Raw genomic sequence first — 19324 nt, forward strand, 5'->3', positions numbered from 1 at the left:
TGGTCTTGAGCAATTTATTAATTATAATAAGGACAAACTTCAAGTAGGGATCATTATTAAATATGAAGAGGAGTTAGATACAATGAAAAAAGGTTTGAAAAAACCTGTAATAATAGGAACATTAATTATAGTTCTAGGAGTATGGATAATTGGGAATATAGTATTAAATAAAACAACTAAAATTGATTATAATTCTTTAGATCAAACAGATAAAGAAATGTTTACAGAACTATCAAAAATCTATATAAATTTTAGAGATAATAGTGATAAATTATGGGATGAAAAATATAAACTAAATGAAAAACCTATTATTTTAGTTAGAGCTAATAAAAGTAATGGATTAATACGAAATCAAGCATATGCTATTAATTTGGATGATTATAATAAAAGTATTTTTTCAAAGAAAATAGAAGTATCAACATCTTTGGAATTACCCAATGTATATAGGTTAAGTAAATTTGAGCCTAATACACTCAATACATGGTTACCAAATAATTTTGGCAAAGTAAATATTAAAGGAAAAGATGTATTTTATTTTAAGTATTATCCAGATATGTTTGAAAATCCAGATTTATATTTAAATTTTTCTTCATTTTTATTACATGAAGCATTTCATACATATGAACAAAAAGATTGGTTATATGATAGCAATGATGGAGAATATATAGAAAACTATCCATATGATAAAGAAAATTATGCATTGATAGGTTTAGAGTTTAAATTACTAGATGAATGTATGAAAGCTAATAATGTTAATGAAATTAAGAATTATTTAAGAGAATGGACTATTATTAGAACATATAGATATAAAAAATGGCCACAATTATTGGCTGAGACTAATACTGAGGCTATTGAGGGAACAGCAAGGTATATAGAATACTCTTATAGTAAATTAATAGAAGGTAAGTTGACTGTTTTAGCAAAAAAACAAGAACCCTACTATGTTACTTTTAGCGAAGCATATAATTATATAGCTAATAATCAAGCTGAATCACCTAATTATCTAGAGAGACCTATGAGATATGAAACTGGTGCTGCACTAGGACTAATTATGGATAAAGCTAATATTAATTGGAAAACTGAAATAGAAGATAGCAAAGATAAACCGGGAAAAACACAATATCAAATATTAAAAGAGTATTTTAATGTTAGTAATGAAGATATTTCAGATGAAAATGTAGATAAGATTAAAAATGAAAATAATTATAATGAGTTGATAAAGAGTGGGGAAAAAATAGTTAATTTAATAAAGTAATAAATAATTTGATTTAATACCGTATTATTCAGAAGTGAATTTTACGGTATTTTTTATGTCACAATTCAAATATAAAAGACACTATTAAAGTGTCCTTTAAGAAATAAATACATTACCATTACCAACTATTACAATTCTATAGTTAGGTAATAGAGGAATTAAATTATATTTGTCAGATTTAGGAGATAGTTTTAGTGATTGTATTAAAATTTGATTTTCATCAAAAACTTGTAAGTAAACACTATTTTCATTAGATACATTTTGAACAATATATTTATTTTCTGGTGAAAAATTAAAATCCGCTGCTCTATAAACACCTTCATTAAAGATATTTACGGAGTATACAGATTGAGTAAAAATACTAAATGATAATGATAAAAAAATTAAAATCATAGCAATAAATTTTTTCATTAGAATAACCACCTTTCAAGTTTATTTTGGCTATATAAATATTTGAATATACACAGTAGTAGTTGGTAAAAAGATATAGACTACATTTGGTTATGCTTAAAATGATTTAAATTACAATACAAATATTTAAGGAGGAAGTAAGATGGATAATAAAAGAGTTATAGAGATTATAAAAGCAGGATTAGCATGGGCTAATTGGACGGATGAACAAAAAGAAGCATTTATAATTGCTATGGAAGCGGTAAACAAGCAAATACCTCAAGAGGTTACTAAGAATAGAGCAGTAAGTCTGCAATGTCCAAAATGTGGTTCAATAGTCAATGGGCGGTATTGTAAAAATTGTGGTCAAAGATTAAGTTACTAATGTCGTAATGCAAATATTTTGCGACTTTATATTAACTTTAATAAGTAGCTTATAGTATATAAGTGAAAAGAAATCTAAATATGCAAAGGAAAACTGGTCAACACTGTTTGCACATACGATATCATAGATAATAAAACAGATGAAAGAATATGTTATAAAATAAATTGGTTCTCAAATTTGGTGAAGATTATATCATGATAATAATATTTACAAAGTTAATACTATTATCTATAAATATATTATTTCTTTATATAATGATGCATATTGATTAAAGGATAAATTAAAATATATAAATATTAAATATGAAAAGAATGTTATTTAAAAGTTGAATAATACGGTAAATAAAATTAAAATTTTCATCTATCTAAAAATAATAATAAACACTATTATATGCTATAATTACTAATTAATTTAGCTAGAATTGTAATTTATAACGAGTAAGAGATGGTGATAAAATGGAAAAATATAATATATTAATTAATTTAGAAATCCAAAATCATGAGATTCCAGATCTTCGGCAAGCTGTAGGGTGGGAACGAAGAGATAGCGACTATCCTGTTTTATTTGAGCATTGTTTATTTTGGGCAGGGCTACGGGATAAGAATTATAATCTGATCGCATTTGGATATATGGTAGGTCCAGGCATAGAACACGGATATCTTGAGGATATTATTGTTCATCCAAGTTATCAAGGAAAAGGTATTGGTAATGCACTTGTAAAAAGGTTAATGCAAGAGGCGGAAGATAGGGGAATTTCTATTGTAACAGTAACATTTGAAGAAAATAATCGCGATTTTTATCAAGGTTGTGGTTTTACTTCATGTCCTGGAGGAGTATGGAGAAAAAATGATTAAGTTTTAAATAAATCAATTTGGAATCTGAGTATTAGGCGACGTAACTTTTGAAAATGCAGATACGGATAATGTTATTTGAAAATTGAATAATGGGATGTTAGAAAATAAAGTTGTTTTACATTTATTACAAAAGCAATCATTCATTGTTATATAAATGTGATATAATTATCATCAGTTAAGCCCAAATAGAAAATTTTTATGAAGTATCTTTAAAATGGAGGTATAAAATGAAATATTGCATTCTTATGGGTAGCCCGCGTAAAAATGGAAATACATCCAAGTTATTAAAACCTTTTGTTGAAGAATTTAAACTTCAACAAGTTCAGTATGATTTGATTTGGCTTTATGATAAACATATCAAACCTTGTACTGCTTGTCGGAATTGTCAAAAAGACTGGACAATTTTTGGATGTCGATATGCTGATGATGTGCAGGAAATTTTTGATAAAATATATGATTGTGATGTCATTATTTTAGCNNCCTATCTATTCATGGTACTGTACACCACCTATGAAATCATTATTGGATCGTTTGGTATACGGAATGAATAAGTATTATGGTGATGAAAAAGGACCTTCCCTTTGGAATGGTAAAAAGTTAGCGATTATAACTACCTGTGGGTATAAACCAGGAGAAGGAGCTGATTTATTTGAAGAAGGTATCAAACGATATTGTAAGCACTCTCAGCTAAAATATATTGGAATGCTTGCTGAAAGAGATTTTGGATATAAATCTACCTTTATAACGAATGATAAAATTGAGCATTCAAGATTATTTGCCCGACAACTAATAAGTGGTAAAGTATAATATGATATAATTCTTGGCTCATAGTTTTCTTATTTAATGTTACAATCGAAAAATGAATGACTTACTTGAACACCGCATTATTCAAACTAAATTTTGTGGTGTTTTTGCGTTGCAATGCAAATATATTGTAAATAGATAAAATGACTAAATGATAAAAAAATATATAAATATTAAATACGAAAATAATATTCTTTTATTATTTAATTTGTAAAATATATTGATGTATATTTGGTGAAATAGGTTACAATCTCATTAAAGCTAATTCTACATTGTATTAGAAGGTAAAACAAATATCATTTATATAACATAACTCAGCAGAAGAGGGGGGGAACTATTATAAAGATAGGGAAAAATGTGAGGGTAAGCATTGTAATAATTGCTGGTATTTTACTAATAATTATTTTGATTAGCTTTATTAATCATAAAATTAAGTTAAATCAAGAGTCGAAGTTACTTCAACCATTAGGTACAATGGTTACGGTCAACGAACATCTTATGCATGTTTATAGTGAAGGTAAGGGTGATTTTACTTTAGTATTTATGTCAGGAGGTGGGACTTGCTCTCCAACATTGGATTTTAAAAGTCTATATTCTCGATTAAGTGATGATTATCGTATTGCAGTTATAGAGAAAGCAGGATATGGATTTAGTGAAGTTGTTGATGTTCCGAGAGATATAGATACAGTTCTAGAAGAAACGAGAAAAGCCTTAACTCTAGCTGGAGAAAAAGCCCCATATGTAATATTTCCTCATTCTATGTCTGGAATAGAAGCATTTTATTGGGCAAGAAAGTATCCAAATGAAATTGCAGCTATTGTAGGGTTAGACCCAGCTGTTCCAGATGCATATGAGAGCTATACATTGCCAAAAAAAGTTGTTTTAAACTTGTCTGCATTTGCAGCTAGGATTGGATTAACTCGATTTATCCCATCTATTTGTGACAATTCAGCAGCAATCCAATATGGTTCCCTAACTAATGATGAAAAGCAAATATATAGAGCAATTTTCTATAGAAGAACGGCTACAAAGACAATGCTACGTGAACTAGAATATATTCAAGAAAGTGCAAAAAAAAATTAATGAAATGGGTTCACCGAGAGTACCTATGTTATTCTTTATTTCAAATGGTGACGGAACAGGTTGGGAGAAAGGATAGTGGCAAAAATATTTAATAGAATATGTTTCAAGGGTACCTGAAAGTCAACAGGTTTTATTAGATTGTGGTCACTATGTTCATGATTACGAGTATGAAACAATTGCATACCAAAGTAAAGAGTTTTTAAACAAGGTCGTAGTAGGAGAAAGAGCAAATTAAGAAGTTAAGCCGCTTTTTTCTTAAATAATATAATAACTGTAAAACCAAAGAATTTCTTAAGGTAATCTATTATTCCGTAATAAATTTTACAGTGTTTATTAAAGATATTACTGATTTATATGATGAGGGAAATTGATGAACTTTAGTATAACAATAATGTTCTCTAAAACCTGAATAATGCTATATTAGAAATAATGTGCTGATACATATTTAAAGAAATATAGTGCAATTCTCCTAAAGATAATTCTGCATTATAAAAAAGTATGAATTATATAGAAAAATTAATTAAAAGATAAAAAGGAGTTTAATTATGGATAACACTTTAGTTTATGTTACAGGGAATGATACTAAGTTTGATGTTGCTTTAAAAACATTTACTAATACAGGAATTGCTCTATTAAAAAAGAGTTTAAGCACTCCTGAAATTCAGAGTAAAAGTGTTCAAGAAGTAGCTATGTATTCAGCTAGTTGGGCAAGTAAGGAGCTAAATCAACCAGTTATGGTAACAGATGCTGGTTTTTATATTGAATCTTTAAATGGATTTCCTGGACCTTTTATCAAGTTTGTAAATGAATGGCTTTCCGTAGATGATTACATTAATTTAATGAAAGACAAAACTAATCGTACTATTATCATCCAAGATTGTTTAGCATATTGTCATCCAGATGAAAAACCAGTCGTTTTTACTGGAACATATCGAGGAAAATTAGCAACTAAGCCCGGTAAGAAATGTGGTACTTCAATTGAACAGCTTTTTATTCCTGAAGGTTTTGATGTTCCTATTTCAGATATATCTGAGGAGGAAATGGTAGTCTATTGGAGTAATGGTGAAATAATGAGTAATTTTAAAGAATATATTTTGAATAAAGATGGCTTCAATAATAAAAGATTATGATTCATACTCCATGTATTAGGCATAATAGCTATAAAATCAAATAGTTTTTTATAATACTGTATCATTGAAAAATCAATATACGGTATTTTTTAATTTGTAATTTAAAATATTTTATTACTTTGTATTAGCTTTACTAAGTAACTTATAGAGCATAATGATAATTATTTTATAAAATAGGGGGAAGGAGAACGATAGGTTTCAGGGAATATATTATGAGTAAAAAGGAATTTATATGTGTAGTATAAATTTATTTTGTGTAGGGGCGAACAGTGTTCACTTGAAAATACAAGTCGGGTTCTATTATCAGATATTGGATAGAGAGTTTATATTTTGATAGATATTATTTCTCTATATAATTACGTATATTGACTATAGGACACTGTAAAGTAACTTGGCTATGGAGGTAACCATGATTAATGAATGTAATATTGAAAACGAAAAAATTTTTGGTGAAAAAATAAATGGAATAACTTATGTTATAAGAGAAGGAGTATATGGAGTAGTATTTAATGAGACTGGTCAAGTAGCAGTTATTAAAAATCCCTATGGATATTTTTTACCAGGTGGGGGGATAGAAGATGGAGAAAGCCTAGAAGAATGTCTTATAAGAGAGTTTAGAGAAGAAACAGGCTATAATATCATTATTAAGAGTTTTATTGGTAAGGCATCTAAATATTATTTTTCTGAGGCATTTAATCATTACAGGCATCCAATTGGATTTTTTTACATTGTAAGCTTAGAACAACATGTAACTGATGAAATTGAAAAAGATCATGAATTACTTTGGATGGAACCACCTGAATGTGCTGAATTTTTGTATGAACATCAACAATGGGCTGTTAAAGAGGGGATGAATTTTTACTCTTAAGATGCAAATTTCTTATACTATGACCTAAGGAGTCAAAGATAGAAAAATGTTTTTAATTAGGGGGAAAGTCATGGAGGCTAAAAATATAAAAGAATTTTATAAATTCTTTAACGAAATTGTAGATAATCTAGTTATTTCAGATTTAGATATAAAACATTCTATAGAGAGAAAAGTTCAACATACCTTTAGAGTTTGTGAAAATGTACGGTCAATTGGGACATCTTTACAATTGAGTGATAATGAATTGCGAATAGGAGAAACTATTGCGTTATTTCATGATATTGGACGATTTGAACAATATATAAAGCACAGAACACTTGTGGATTCGGTGAAAGATCATGGAGAACTAGGAATCCTATTATTAGAGAATTATGAAGTTTTAAATTTCTTATCTAAAGAAGAAAAAAACATTATTTTGAGAAGTATTAGATATCATAATAAATATCAACTTCCTAAAAATGAAGATGAAAGAGTTTTACTTTTCAGTAAACTTATAAGAGATGCAGATAAAATGGATAATTATTTTATTCATGTTAAATATTTTGAAGAGAAAAGTGATTATCATAATGAAATTTTAAAAGTCCTTCCGGATACAGGAGAATATTCACCAGAAGTTGTACAGGCTATCTTATCTAATAAATGTCCTGAAGATGATCATATTAAAACCTATAATGATTTTAAATTAGCCTATGTTGCATGGCTTTTTGACATTAATTTCAATTATGCTATTGAATATATAGTGAACAATGATTATATTCCTCGGCTTATAACTTCTTTGCCAGACACCGAAGAAGTTGGACATATTCTTGCTCATGTAAATAGTTTTATAGAGAATAGATTAAAATTGAAATTCTAAGTTGTAACTTTTCTATTAGTTAAAGGGTATTTATATTAGTTTTAGTATAGGAGGAGAATATGAAATGAATGAACAAAGTGCAATAAATAAAAAAGCATGGGAATACAGAGCATATGAATTTTGGTTAAAGAATGATGGATTACCAGAAGAACGTGCTAAAATTATTATGGAAAATCCAATGGAAAGGCTGAAACAACATGGAAAATACTTCAGCAATATAAATGGGTTAAAAATCGCTAATCCTTGTGGTTCTAATGGTAGACGAGCTGTAGCTTTAGCACTTTTAGGTGCAGATGTAACGGTATTTGATATATCAGAAGAAAACAAAAAATATGCTTTGGAGTTAGCACATTGTTCTCACGTTAAACTAGATTATATTGTTGGTGATTTGTATGATGTAGATATGAATATTTATGGAAATTATTTTGATATGCTATATCTTGAAGGGGGTATACTTCATTATTTTCATGATATAGATAAGTTTATGGAAACGCTATTCTTCATACTAAAACCAAATGGACAAATTATATTAAATGATTTTCATCCTTTTAGAAAAGTAATGCCAATTAATTTCTTTAAGTCATCAGTTGAGGATTACTTTGATACAGAGATACATAATGGTGATGTATCATATAAAGACTTTTTGAATGCAGTAGAAAGTGAAGAATTTCCAAATTGTTCTGTCCGACTATACAATATTAGTGAAATTCTTAACTCGATGATTAAGAGTGGATTTACAATTAAAGAATTTAATGAAGAGCCAAGTTGGACAGATAAAAAGCTACCAGGAGAAATTACTATTTACGCAATGAAATAAGGGTTATGAGCATAATCTTTAGGTAGTATGTAATATTTTTATTTCACGTAGCAAATATAAAAATCGAATAATTATTTAAAATACCTTATTATTCAAAACTGAATTTTACGGTATTTTTGTTTTACAATTCAGATATTTTATGACTTTATATTAACTTTAATAAATCACTTAAAGAAAAACTGATGAACACTGTTCTCCCCTACGATATCATGAATAATAAAACATATATAAAAATATATTGCAAAACAAATAGATTTTTCAATTTAGTAAAAATAATATTATACGTAATAATCAGCAATATAAAAAGCATGGTTATACATAGATAAAAAACTATTAAAACAACGTAAAGATTATTATTATGTGTATTATTTAGAATAAGAAAGTGTATTTTATGTAGGGGCGAACAATGTTCGCCCGAAAATCTAAATAGCTTTCTATTATTAGACATTAGATATATAGTTTTTTATCTATAAGTTTTAAAAGCCACATTAAAATGTCCCTCTTTAAATTCTTTACATAAACTTTTTTCTAAATAATCCTTAAAATAATCATATTCTTCATTTGGAATAGAAAGAGTAACTATTATATCAGCATAAAAGGTACCTCTTAAATTATTAAAGGATATATTTATACAATTTTTATCAATATATATATGTTGTTTTTCAAGTTCATTTAATATGATGTATATAATTTTATCCTGATATTTATTTGAAAATTTTTTATTTGAAGCCTCTTTATTTTTTCCCTTACAAATACTTATAGTAGGTATTGATAAAGGGATAAAAGTAAATATTAAATGAGCTTCACTAAGATTATAATATTGTCTTAAAATTAAATTTATAGTAAAGATAATTAGAGGTGCCACCAGAGTTGTATACAAAGTTAGTATAAAAATATCTATTAAAAGTTTTTTACTACAATTTTTATATATAAATCTATAAATGATAAAAATTATTATCAAGAGAACTATATTAATTAATATTACTTCCATAATAGCTCCTTTAAGGCATCTTAGCATATAGATGTACTACTCCTAAATTTAATCTATCTCTGAAAATAATTAACACTTATTGGTATTGCAACTAAAACTACTAAATTCAAAATTCACAGTTCACAATTTCGGATATTTCTCAGTGGTAACTGAGAACTTAGAATTGATTAACTGTAGCGGCGAACAGTGTTCGTCATATATTATTGAATAAATGCTAAACTATAAGACGTATTAAAAAAGAACTGACGAACACCGTTCACATCTACAATAAAACACTAGCAATTGCATTGCTAATTAAAAAATCCATTAAAGAAATTATTTTGTTCAAAAATAATTTCAACCATAATTGTGCATTTTGCATTGTGAATTATGCATTATCTTAAGCCTTAAATTAAAACTAGCCATACATTAATTTTTAAAGTAATTTATCTATACTAATCTATTTTTATATGCCTAATATCTAAAAATTATATTATGAACTCTGAGTACTTTAACACTATTAATTTTTGCTTCAATTATAAGAAAAAAAGTATTAAATTCCTCAGAGAAAATATTTTTATTTAAAAGTGAAGTTTTTAAATCTTTAGGAATTAACTTTGAAGAATAAGTAAAATCTTCATTAAAAGCAGTAGTTAATTGATAAATGTCTTGAAAAGCTTTATCCTTATCTTTTATACCTATATAACATTTTAAATTAGGATATATTAATAGTTCTTTTGAGGATTTATTAAAAAGCTTATAAGTAAAGTTATAGGGCTTATTACTATTTAAGTCTATTTCCTCATGAAGACTATTAAATATCACTTTTAAAAGTTCTTCTTTTATTATTTCAACTTCAAAAACATCAGATATTATAAATATAGAGTTACTACTTATAATAGTATCTTCCTTAGAAGGTTTTAATTCCACTAACATATCATTATCTTTTTTATATATTTTGTAATTATCAGTTTTTAGACCTTTCATAAAGAGGTCAATGTATTTATAACTGTCCTTATGGGATTTTATTATCTTTTCTATAGCATCTTCATCAATAGTAAAATTTAAACTTCTTTCTGTGTCAAAAGCATCTCTAACTTTTATTTCCATAGGTCTGTCAATATAATCATAATTTATTCTAGTAAGCTTATCACTTTCTATTAGAGATAAATCAATAAGCTCAATCTCTTTATAAAGACTCTTATTATTTAATTCTACAGAAATAGAATATGATAGGCTGTTAAACTCTAATTTTACTTTTATATCTTTTATATCTAAATAATAAAATGTTTTTTCTTCAATAGGTTCTTTGTTTCCTAAGGCATCCTTAGAATACACTATAATATTATTTATTCCAGGTTTTAATTCTAAATCAGTTAAGTTACCATTATCGATTAATATAGGTTTGTCTTTGTTTATTGAACACCAGGTTTGAACTACACCATAAGAACCTTCCTCTAAATTGTCTATTTTTAAATTAACCTTTCCAGTACCATATAAATATCCTTCATCAGAAGCATTTATTTTCTCTCCTATTATGCTATATTTTGTTTTAGGAAGGTCTATATTGTTTTTATTAGTAAAGTTATCTAAAATATAAAGTTTTTGTTTAATTTTTTCTATGCCATTGTTAATAAATAGTTGAAATTTATCAATGATTGAATTAATTATTAAATCTGCTCTAATGCCTTTATCAATATTGAAGCTTTTAAACACCGCAGTCTTTTTTAAATTTCCATTCTCATATTCGTCTACTGAAATTGTTACAGCACCTTTATCGTAGCCTTCAATAATGAAACTTTCGCTATTATCATCATCTTCAACTATAAAGTAAATACTGTCACCTATACTTTGAACTTTATTGTTATAACTATATATATTTAGTTTGTCCAATTGAAGATTTTCTGTACTACCGTAAAGGATATTGCCTTTTTTATCTTTTAAATATACAACTACTGGGCAAGCAATTTTAACAATTTTATATTTAAAATTTATAGAATTTATATCATTAAGATTATAAACTTTATGCTTATCTCCATACTGCACCGCAGTGTTATTAAAAATAAGTTTTAAAATATTGTGCACAACAGAACTCCTAGTTAATTCACCATGATCACATTTAACAAAGTATTTTTTGGTAGCATTAGTCATAGCACTGTAAAGAGGTACTGTACCATCACCATCATTAAATTTACCTTTAAACTCACCATTATTTTCAATTAAATTACATAGGGTAGGTATGTTAAATCCTATAACTTCATGGTGAGATATATGAGATGGTAGGGAAGAAGTTAAAGTTTTATAAAATTTATCTAAGGTTAAATCTACATCTAAATTTACATCTTTTAATAAAGGCATGTATATATCATTATAAATTTCTTCCCAAGATAGGCCATTGTTATCTTTAACTAAATAATAATCTTTAAGATTTTCATAGTAATTACAATAATCTTCATTAGGCAAAAGCTGATATATACTTGGAAAATATTTAATAACTTTTTTTGACTCACCTTTAGATAATATTATAGGAAACAATTCATTAGGAACAGATTTACCAAATAATATAGCTTTATAGGCATCAGGAGAACCATTGTAGGGAGTTCCAAGAGTTATTATTTTATTTATCTTCGATAGTATAGGATCATCTTTATATTCATCTAAAAATAGTTTAGCTACAATTCCACCCATGCTATGGGCTACAATTATTATTTCATCTGCATTTTTATTTATTTTTCCTCTTAGGATGCTGGATTGAACGAGATTATTTTGCCTCCAATCATAGTAAAAAGCTGTATATTCTGTGCATTGAGTTTTTAAAAATTTTTCTAAGCTATTATAAGCTATAGGAATTATGCTAGAAGCGGAGATTGAATTGTCATCTAAATCTTTAAGTATATTGTAAAAATTAATATCAAAAATATGTGAGATATGTTTAGGCCATATTGTAAGTTGTTTTTGAGATAATGTACTTCCCATAATTCCGGGAATCATTATTATTTGTCTAGTTATTTCACTCAAAGTTTCCCCCTCAAATTACTTGTTTTCTATATAAATATATAAGGTTAATCATAATTTTAGAAATAAAATTACTTATCTTTAAAAATAAATAATTTTGATAGTGGATATTTCTTAAAGGAATTAAAAAAGATAATGGATAAATTAAAATAAGAGAATTATGCATTAGAGATATGGGTATGATAGAATATTGTTAATTATAAAATATTAGAAAAAGTGGAGATGAATTATGAATTTAATTGTTGCTGTTGATGAGAATTTTGGTATAGGTAATGAGGGAAACTTATTAACTTATATTCCAGAGGATTTAGAAGATTTTAAGAAGAAAACTATAGGAAAAGTCGTAGTTATGGGAAGAACTACCTTAGAATCATTTCCTAATAAAGCTCCGTTAAAAAGTAGAATTAATATAATCTTAACTAGAGATAAAAACTATAAAGTAGAAAATGCTATAGTCATAAATTCCTTGGAGACTTTATTTGAGGTTCTTAAAAGTTACAGTAGTAAGGATATATATATAATTGGTGGAGAGTGTATTTATAGAGAGCTTGAAAGTTATTGCGAGTTTGCATATGTTACTAAAATAAATAAAACTTATAAATCAGATAGGCAGTTCTTAAATATAGATGAGGATAAAAAATGGATATTGGAGAATAGGGGAGAGATAATTACTTCTTGTTCTGGAGTAAGTTTTAATTTCAACATTTATAGGAATACTAAAATATTAAATTTTGATTAGCATGGTTCCACAGGGGAATTTTAAAAGGTTTTATTACTGTTCTAAAAAGTGTAAAAAGTGGCGAACACTGTTCGCCGCTACAAATAAAAATAATCAGTTATCAATAATAAATTCTCAATTATATAAGTTATATTAAGTATATTTTAATTTATCAAATTTGCTATCATTTTCATCACAACTTACAATAAATTCTATATTAGTATTCTCATTCTTCATTATATAGTATTGTAAAAAATCAAAAGATATATTGTCCATCATATGTAAATTTTCTATTATAATTGTAATAGCATTTATAGTAGATAGATAATTTAACAAATTTTCTAAAGCTATAAATATTCTATTTTTTTCTGTTTGAGGTGTTAGTATATCTCGGACAATTAAGGTATCATCTATATATTGAACTTTAGGGTGCACTCTAAGCACGTCTACCCAATAATATTTTTCAAATCTTCTTAATTGTTCTATATCATAAATTGAAATAATACAATCAATAGCGTCTGAAATCCAACAGTAATTTATAGCTTTCATAGGATAACATTTTGTGTAGATTATATTTTTCGATGAAGTTTTTGATAAATTCATTTGCAATGTTTTTATATCATTTTTATCTATTTTTAAAAGTGTTAACTTGGCAGGCGTATTCTCTATGTGTTTTTCTTTATGAGAAGGTTTTAAAGAACCACTAGTTAGACTTTCATAAAGATTACGAATATCTTCCATAGGTCTCACATTTAATTCTTCTCTAAGAATATTTTCACATCTTTCATATTGTTTAATAGCAGAATTTCTATTGCCTAAGTCAACATATATTTTCATAAGTTTTAAATATAATTCTTCTTTAAAAGGATTGATATTTAACATTTCTTCTAAAAGATTAATGGCATTATCATACTCTTTATCTTCATAATGTATATCTATAAGTTTACATAGAATATCTTCATAAGTTCTTTGAAGTTTTGCTCTTTCGTAGAATATCCAATCATTAAATTCAGGACAATTTTTTATATAAAATTCTTCTAAAAATTCACCTTTAAAAAGTTTTTTAGCATTATTAAGATTAGCCTTTATATTAAGATTTTTTTCTATAGAGTTTAATATATTGTCTAAATGAAAAATATCTATATAAAAATCATAATTAGGATTAATCATACATGAATCTTTTGTACTAATTAGTATGTCTTCAGAAAATTTATTTTCATTTATAATTTTTCTTATATTCCAAAAATTGTATCTTAAATTGTATCTGGCAGATTCAATATTAACTCCATTCCAAAAATAAGTAGCCAATTTATCTCTTCCAAATTTTTTTCCTTTATTAGCACATAAAAAGCATAGTAAAGCAATAGCTTTACTACTTAGTTTTTCTAAGATTGATTGATTGTCTAATCGTATTTCTATATTCCCGAGAAGGTATATTTCAAGTTTTTTCAACTGACATCACCCTTTGTTTTAAATAATATCTTCAATTATCTAAGGTTATTTTCATAAAGTATATGTCCTTCCTTTATAGTTGCTAAAACCTCTATATCCTTAAGATTTTCTTTAGGTATTTCTAAAGGATTTTCATTTAAGATTACAAAATCAGCATATTTATTAGCTTTAATTGATCCCTTAATATTATCCTCAAAAACTGCATAAGCACTATTTATAGTAAACATCTTAATAGCTTCGAAAACGGATACTCTATGTTCACTTATAGGATGATTGACAGCAGAATGAATACCTAAAATAGGGTTAATAGGAGTTACATCACTATCTGAACCACCACAAATTATTAGTCCATTATCAATTATTTTTCTAAATGGATTTGTTTCTTCGCATTTCTTTTTGCCAATTGTTTTAGAGTACATTTTATCATATCCACCCCAAAGATATTCATAAGTAGGTTGCATAGATGCAATTAATCCAAGTTTATTTGCTCTTTTTATATGGTCTAAAGATGGAAGTTCAAAATGTTCCACTCTATTCCTCAGATTTTTATTAGGATAGATGCTTTGGGCATATTCATGAGCAGTTATAATTTGCTCAATAGCTCTTTCACCAACAGCATGTGTACTTACTTGGATATTATTTTTATAAGCTTTTAGAATGAAAGAATTCATTTCTTCCTGAGTGAAATATAGTTTTCCGTAAGCGTTATCATAGCCTAAATAGGGTTCTGAAAGGGCAGCTGTTCTAGAACCAAAAGACCCATCTAGGAATATACTTCCGCCAATTCTTTTAAGATTTTTATCAAGAGCTTTATTTATATTCACTGTTTGATAAAATAAAATAATATCTATTGGAAAACTATCTTTATTGTTATAAATAAATTCAGCATCCTTATCATGGAAGGTAAATCCTCCTTCCATGGCATTTATAGAAGTTACTCCTTTAGCTATAGCATCTATTAGAGTTTTATTTACTCCTTCTAATCTCATCTCTGAGCTGATTTTAGCTAATATTTGTTTTCTTACTAGAGCACTAGCACTTCCTGTTAAAACTCCTGTAGGAATATTGTTTTTCGTTTCTACTCCTTCTGCATTTAAAGGTGTTTTAAGCTTATGAAGAGCTAAAGAATTTACTATACTAGTGTGATATTCAACTCTATTTATCCATACAGGATGATCAGGTGCACAATTATCTAGCTCATATCTATTAGGAAGTCTTTTTTCATCTAGCTTATATTCATCAAGTCCCGTAGCTCTTATAAATTGTCCTTTAGGAGTTTCTTTAGTCTTGTTTTCAATTAATTTAAATATTTGATTAAGGCTTGTGCATTTACTTAAATCAAGACTTAAGATATTTAATCCTGTTTGAACTAAATGGACATGACTATCATAAAAACCAGGAAGAATGGTTTTTCCCTTTAAATCAATTACATCTGAACTATTGGATATATAAGCTTTAAAACCTCCATCATTTCCAAAGTCATATATTAAATTATTTTTTATAGCTATCCAATGATAGATAGCATTATCATTTTCTAAACTTATAATCTTTCCATTATATAAAATTAAATCTACTGATATCATAAACTTCAACTCTCTTTTAATTTAATTATAAAGAACTCATCATACTTAATAATTATATATTAAGAGATTTTGCTCTCTTAGGTGTCTTATATAAAATAACTATTCATTATTGTAGTAAATTTTAGACTCCTTAAATAAATTTATAAATCTCATGAATCATGAGAATCTCTAAATTTATAACTAGTAATATTCTATCATTGAGAGGAAATAAAAAACAGTTCTAATTTGTATTTATATTTAGATAATTAATATATTTAGATTATTTTATCTTAATTTTTAAAAGAATTAATAATAAGATAAACAACTCTTAATTGTGAAGTTAAGCTTTTATTGATTTTTCTTTAAGAAATCATAAAATTATATTAATACTTAAGTAGAGAAACCTCCTATAGAAACTATAGGAGGTCAGTGCTTAAGTAGAAAGACTATTTATTAAAAAATCAAAAATTGAAAGTGCTGTATCAATAACTGAGTCAATATATACAAATTCGTTAGCAGTATGATAGTTTTCTCCATTAGCACCGAAAATCAGGGTAGGAATATTCAATCTTGAACCTATATAATTAAAGTCACCTATGCTTGAAAAATAAGCAATATGAGGACTTTTACCACAACAACTTTCAATGGATCTTACGAAGTTCTGAACATAGATGTTATTTTCGTCTACAGTATAAGGCATAAACCCTCTAGTTCCTTCACTAGGAGCTTCCCTAAAATTAAATTCTACTTTTGAATTTATGCTAGCTTTTTTTACAGCTTCAAATAATTCATTTTTTATAGTTTCTTCATTTTCACCTCTTACAATATGTCTAAAAACTGTAAAGGAAGAAGTGTCTGGTACACTACACGCTTGTCCTCCGCCTTCAGCAGAAATTACACATATTGAGCCTTTTCCTAATTTATCATCTTTAATTAAAGTTGATTTCTCAAGTTCAAGCATAACTTTAGCTGCTTCTACAGCAGCATTTATACCTTTTTCAGGGTTAGCTGCATGGGCAGATTTGCCATAAAGATTAACAGTATAGTTATAACCACCTCTAGCACCTAAGCACAAGCAAGGAAAGGGTTTAGAGCAAAAACCACTACTAGGTTCAGTAACTATTGCTACATCAGCATTTTTGGCAATTCCATCTTCAATTACTGCATTAGTACCTAGTCCATAGGGACCTTCTTCATCGGAAACAAAAGAATATATTATTTCACCTTTAAAATCATCTACTACATTCTTAAAAGCTTCTAATGCAAGCATTATAGATACTGCACCAGATTTCATATCTAAAGCACCTAAACCATAAAGCTTGTTGCCTTCAATAGTTGCTTTTAATCCATCGTAAGTCCAACCGTTGCAAAGATTAACTGTATCTAAATGAGCGTTTAAATATATACAAGGTCCTTTTGAATTACCCTTTAAATTTCCTATAACGTTTACCCCTTGAAATTTTGTTACATTATTTTCTGCATAATGATGAAATTTAGGATTTAAATCTCTATGTTTTAACCAATCATAAGTAAAATTCATAATTTCTTTTTCATGAAAATAAGGACTAGGTATTTCAACTAGTTTTGATAATAGACCTATTACTGATTCCTTATTAATGTAATTAGTTTTATTCATTAGTATTCTCCTTATTTTAATTCTAAGTTATTATTTTTATAGCTACTTAAAGATTTAATATCTCCTTCCTTGAACATGAACTTATCAGTATAAGCATAAATTATAGCTATTAGCGGTGTTAAATATGCTAAAAATACATAAGGTGCATAAGAAAGAGTTGGAACTCCTAATACTCCTGTAAAATAAACACCGCATAATCCCCAAGGAACTAATGGAGAAGTTACTGTAGCAGAGTCCTCACAAGTCCTTGAACAAACTTGTGGAAGTAAATTTAGTTTCTTGTAAGCTGGAACCAACATTCTACCAGGAATAATAATACCCATATATTGGCTAGCTGAGAATATATTAACTGCTATACCAGATAATACGTGAGTAGTTATAAGGCCTTTTTGAGTGCTTACAATTTTAGAAATTTTCTCTAATATAACTTCTAATATTTTAGTTTTTTCTAGAACTCCACCAAGACTTAATGCCAAGAAGCCAAGAGAAATTGTCCACATCATACTTTGTAGACCACCACGACTAAGTAGAGAATCAATTTCTGCAATACCTGTGCTAGAAACAAATCCGTCATTCATAAAAGAAAGCATTTCTCCAACACCATATCCTTGAAATAACACTGCAAATAATAATCCAACTAAGGAGGCAATAACCATAACTGCAAGACCAGAGACTTTTTTTACAGCTAAGATAACTACAACAATAGGTGGAATTATAGTTGCAGGACTAATCCAATAATTATCTTTTAATCCATTTAACATGATATCTATTTGGCTGGTATCAATTGATGCACTCTTAAATCTTAAACCTAATATTCCATAAAGTATTAATGAAAGTATAAATGCTGGGCCAGTAGTATAAATCATACTTTTTACGTGATCAAATAAATTTGCCTCACCAACTCCAGCAGCAAGGTTAGTTGAATCTGAAAGTGGAGACATTTTATCACCAAATATAGAACCAGTTATAATTGCACCAGCAGTTAGCTCAGGTGGAATATTAAGTCCCATACTAATTCCCATAAAGGCAACTCCGAAGGTAGCACCTGTAGTATAACTACTTCCAGTTGACACCGAAGCAACTGCACAGATGAATGCAGCAGTTAGTAAGAAATATTTAGGTGAAATTAATTTAAGTCCATAATAAATTAATGTAGGAATTGTACCAGCAGGTATCCAAGATGCGATAAGTACTCCCACAAGCATTAGTATAAGCATAGGAATCATTGCAATCTCACAGCCATAAAGTATTCCTTTTTCAACATCACTCCAAGTAAATCCAGACATAAGTGCAACTATTGCAGCAACTACTGTTGCTAAAATTAATGTAATATGTGTTGCGTACGGTTGTTTTAATACAAAAATTTGTACTGCCATAGCGGCGCAAAGAAAGAATATTACAAATAATGCAGCGCCAAAACTAGGCGTTTTTTCTTTAGAATTGTTTTGATTTGCCATAAGTTTAACCCCCTATAAAGTAACTTTTATCTTATGATAACCTATACATGTTTTTTTAATTGTTTTAAAAAG

The 19324-nt window shown here is 27.4% G+C and carries 16 protein-coding genes and 1 pseudogene; 10 read left to right on the forward strand and 7 right to left on the reverse strand.

Annotated elements, in window-relative coordinates; translation table 11 throughout:
- Nucleotides 1–82: 82 nt before the first annotated feature.
- Nucleotides 83–1255 carry a hypothetical protein gene (locus B3603_RS10015; RefSeq protein ID WP_291564081.1) on the forward strand — a complete coding sequence of 391 codons (1173 nt, stop codon included), beginning with the start codon at nt 83–85 and terminating at the stop codon, nt 1253–1255.
- A 96-nt stretch (nt 1256–1351) separates the two neighbouring features.
- On the opposite strand, the gene B3603_RS10020 is transcribed toward B3603_RS10015, so the two are convergent.
- Nucleotides 1352–1666, reverse strand: a complete 315-nt coding sequence (locus B3603_RS10020; RefSeq protein WP_291564084.1) for a hypothetical protein — start codon at nt 1664–1666, stop codon at nt 1352–1354.
- A gap of 142 nt (nt 1667–1808) precedes the next feature.
- Between B3603_RS10020 and B3603_RS10025 the strand changes: the two genes are divergently transcribed.
- The 8 genes and pseudogenes from B3603_RS10025 (at nt 1809) to B3603_RS10060 (ending at nt 8442) form a co-directional block, all read left to right on the forward strand.
- Nucleotides 1809–2030, forward strand: coding sequence for a hypothetical protein (locus B3603_RS10025; RefSeq protein WP_291564087.1), 222 nt, complete (start codon nt 1809–1811; stop codon nt 2028–2030).
- A gap of 455 nt (nt 2031–2485) precedes the next feature.
- Nucleotides 2486–2884 carry a GNAT family N-acetyltransferase gene (locus B3603_RS10030; RefSeq protein ID WP_291564091.1) on the forward strand — a complete coding sequence of 133 codons (399 nt, stop codon included), beginning with the start codon at nt 2486–2488 and terminating at the stop codon, nt 2882–2884.
- 227 nt (nt 2885–3111) lie between these two features.
- Nucleotides 3112–3691: pseudogene (locus B3603_RS10035) on the forward strand (flavodoxin family protein).
- Between the two features lie 402 nt (nt 3692–4093).
- The gene (locus tag B3603_RS10040) at nt 4094–4771 is read left to right on the forward strand and encodes an alpha/beta fold hydrolase (RefSeq protein WP_291564094.1); all 678 of its coding nucleotides are present in this window, start codon (nt 4094–4096) and stop codon (nt 4769–4771) included.
- Nucleotides 4772–5316: 545 nt separating this feature from the next.
- Nucleotides 5317–5901, forward strand: a complete 585-nt coding sequence (locus tag B3603_RS10045; RefSeq protein WP_291564097.1) for a non-canonical purine NTP pyrophosphatase — start codon at nt 5317–5319, stop codon at nt 5899–5901.
- A gap of 409 nt (nt 5902–6310) precedes the next feature.
- The gene (locus B3603_RS10050) at nt 6311–6769 is read left to right on the forward strand and encodes an NUDIX hydrolase (RefSeq protein ID WP_291564100.1); all 459 of its coding nucleotides are present in this window, start codon (nt 6311–6313) and stop codon (nt 6767–6769) included.
- A 70-nt stretch (nt 6770–6839) separates the two neighbouring features.
- Entirely contained in the window at nt 6840–7625 is a 786-nt protein-coding gene (locus B3603_RS10055) for an HD domain-containing protein (RefSeq protein ID WP_291564103.1), read from the forward strand.
- 64 nt (nt 7626–7689) lie between these two features.
- Complete coding sequence (locus B3603_RS10060; protein ID WP_291564106.1) at nt 7690–8442, forward strand: class I SAM-dependent methyltransferase; 753 nt, start codon at nt 7690–7692, stop codon at nt 8440–8442.
- 463 nt (nt 8443–8905) lie between these two features.
- Here B3603_RS10060 and B3603_RS10065 read toward each other — a convergent pair whose 3' ends face one another.
- Nucleotides 8906–9433 (reverse strand): hypothetical protein, encoded by a 528-nt coding sequence (locus tag B3603_RS10065; RefSeq protein WP_291564110.1) that lies wholly within the window; start codon nt 9431–9433, stop codon nt 8906–8908.
- 453 nt (nt 9434–9886) lie between these two features.
- On the reverse strand, nt 9887–12430 hold the full coding sequence (locus B3603_RS10070; RefSeq protein ID WP_291564112.1) for a lipase/acyltransferase domain-containing protein: 2544 nt from the start codon (nt 12428–12430) through the stop codon (nt 9887–9889).
- A 226-nt stretch (nt 12431–12656) separates the two neighbouring features.
- Here B3603_RS10070 and B3603_RS10075 point away from each other — a divergent pair, with 226 nt between their 5' ends.
- Nucleotides 12657–13166 carry a dihydrofolate reductase gene (locus B3603_RS10075; RefSeq protein ID WP_291564114.1) on the forward strand — a complete coding sequence of 170 codons (510 nt, stop codon included), beginning with the start codon at nt 12657–12659 and terminating at the stop codon, nt 13164–13166.
- A gap of 132 nt (nt 13167–13298) precedes the next feature.
- Here the strand turns inward: B3603_RS10075 and B3603_RS10080 are convergent, their stop codons facing one another.
- From B3603_RS10080 to nhaC, 4 genes are all read right to left on the reverse strand, one after another.
- Nucleotides 13299–14597 carry an AfsR/SARP family transcriptional regulator gene (locus B3603_RS10080; protein ID WP_291564117.1) on the reverse strand — a complete coding sequence of 433 codons (1299 nt, stop codon included), beginning with the start codon at nt 14595–14597 and terminating at the stop codon, nt 13299–13301.
- A 35-nt stretch (nt 14598–14632) separates the two neighbouring features.
- Nucleotides 14633–16180 (reverse strand): amidohydrolase, encoded by a 1548-nt coding sequence (locus B3603_RS10085; RefSeq protein WP_291564120.1) that lies wholly within the window; start codon nt 16178–16180, stop codon nt 14633–14635.
- Nucleotides 16181–16592: 412 nt separating this feature from the next.
- The gene (locus B3603_RS10090) at nt 16593–17795 is read right to left on the reverse strand and encodes a M20 family metallopeptidase (RefSeq protein ID WP_291564123.1); all 1203 of its coding nucleotides are present in this window, start codon (nt 17793–17795) and stop codon (nt 16593–16595) included.
- A gap of 11 nt (nt 17796–17806) precedes the next feature.
- The gene (gene nhaC, locus B3603_RS10095) at nt 17807–19252 is read right to left on the reverse strand and encodes a Na+/H+ antiporter NhaC (protein ID WP_291564126.1); all 1446 of its coding nucleotides are present in this window, start codon (nt 19250–19252) and stop codon (nt 17807–17809) included.
- Between the last annotated feature and the right edge of the window lie 72 nt (nt 19253–19324).

Origin of the sequence: Clostridium sp. UBA2485 (assembly GCF_002341865.1) — a bacterium.
Lineage (GTDB): Bacteria > Bacillota > Clostridia > Clostridiales > Clostridiaceae > Clostridium_J.

What these genes read in the sequence shown, in the direction of transcription:
- B3603_RS10015 (WP_291564081.1), top strand. Translation starts at nt 83, where the DNA reads ATGAAAAAAGGTTTGAAAAAACCTGTAATAATAGGAACATTAATTATA.
- B3603_RS10020 (WP_291564084.1), bottom strand. Translation starts at nt 1,666, where the DNA reads ATGAAAAAATTTATTGCTATGATTTTAATTTTTTTATCATTATCATTT.
- B3603_RS10025 (WP_291564087.1), top strand. Translation starts at nt 1,809, where the DNA reads ATGGATAATAAAAGAGTTATAGAGATTATAAAAGCAGGATTAGCATGG.
- B3603_RS10030 (WP_291564091.1), top strand. Translation starts at nt 2,486, where the DNA reads ATGGAAAAATATAATATATTAATTAATTTAGAAATCCAAAATCATGAG.
- B3603_RS10045 (WP_291564097.1), top strand. Translation starts at nt 5,317, where the DNA reads ATGGATAACACTTTAGTTTATGTTACAGGGAATGATACTAAGTTTGAT.
- B3603_RS10050 (WP_291564100.1), top strand. Translation starts at nt 6,311, where the DNA reads ATGATTAATGAATGTAATATTGAAAACGAAAAAATTTTTGGTGAAAAA.
- B3603_RS10055 (WP_291564103.1), top strand. Translation starts at nt 6,840, where the DNA reads ATGGAGGCTAAAAATATAAAAGAATTTTATAAATTCTTTAACGAAATT.
- B3603_RS10060 (WP_291564106.1), top strand. Translation starts at nt 7,690, where the DNA reads ATGAATGAACAAAGTGCAATAAATAAAAAAGCATGGGAATACAGAGCA.
- B3603_RS10065 (WP_291564110.1), bottom strand. Translation starts at nt 9,433, where the DNA reads ATGGAAGTAATATTAATTAATATAGTTCTCTTGATAATAATTTTTATC.
- B3603_RS10075 (WP_291564114.1), top strand. Translation starts at nt 12,657, where the DNA reads ATGAATTTAATTGTTGCTGTTGATGAGAATTTTGGTATAGGTAATGAG.
- B3603_RS10085 (WP_291564120.1), bottom strand. Translation starts at nt 16,180, where the DNA reads ATGATATCAGTAGATTTAATTTTATATAATGGAAAGATTATAAGTTTA.
- B3603_RS10090 (WP_291564123.1), bottom strand. Translation starts at nt 17,795, where the DNA reads ATGAATAAAACTAATTACATTAATAAGGAATCAGTAATAGGTCTATTA.
- nhaC (WP_291564126.1), bottom strand. Translation starts at nt 19,252, where the DNA reads ATGGCAAATCAAAACAATTCTAAAGAAAAAACGCCTAGTTTTGGCGCT.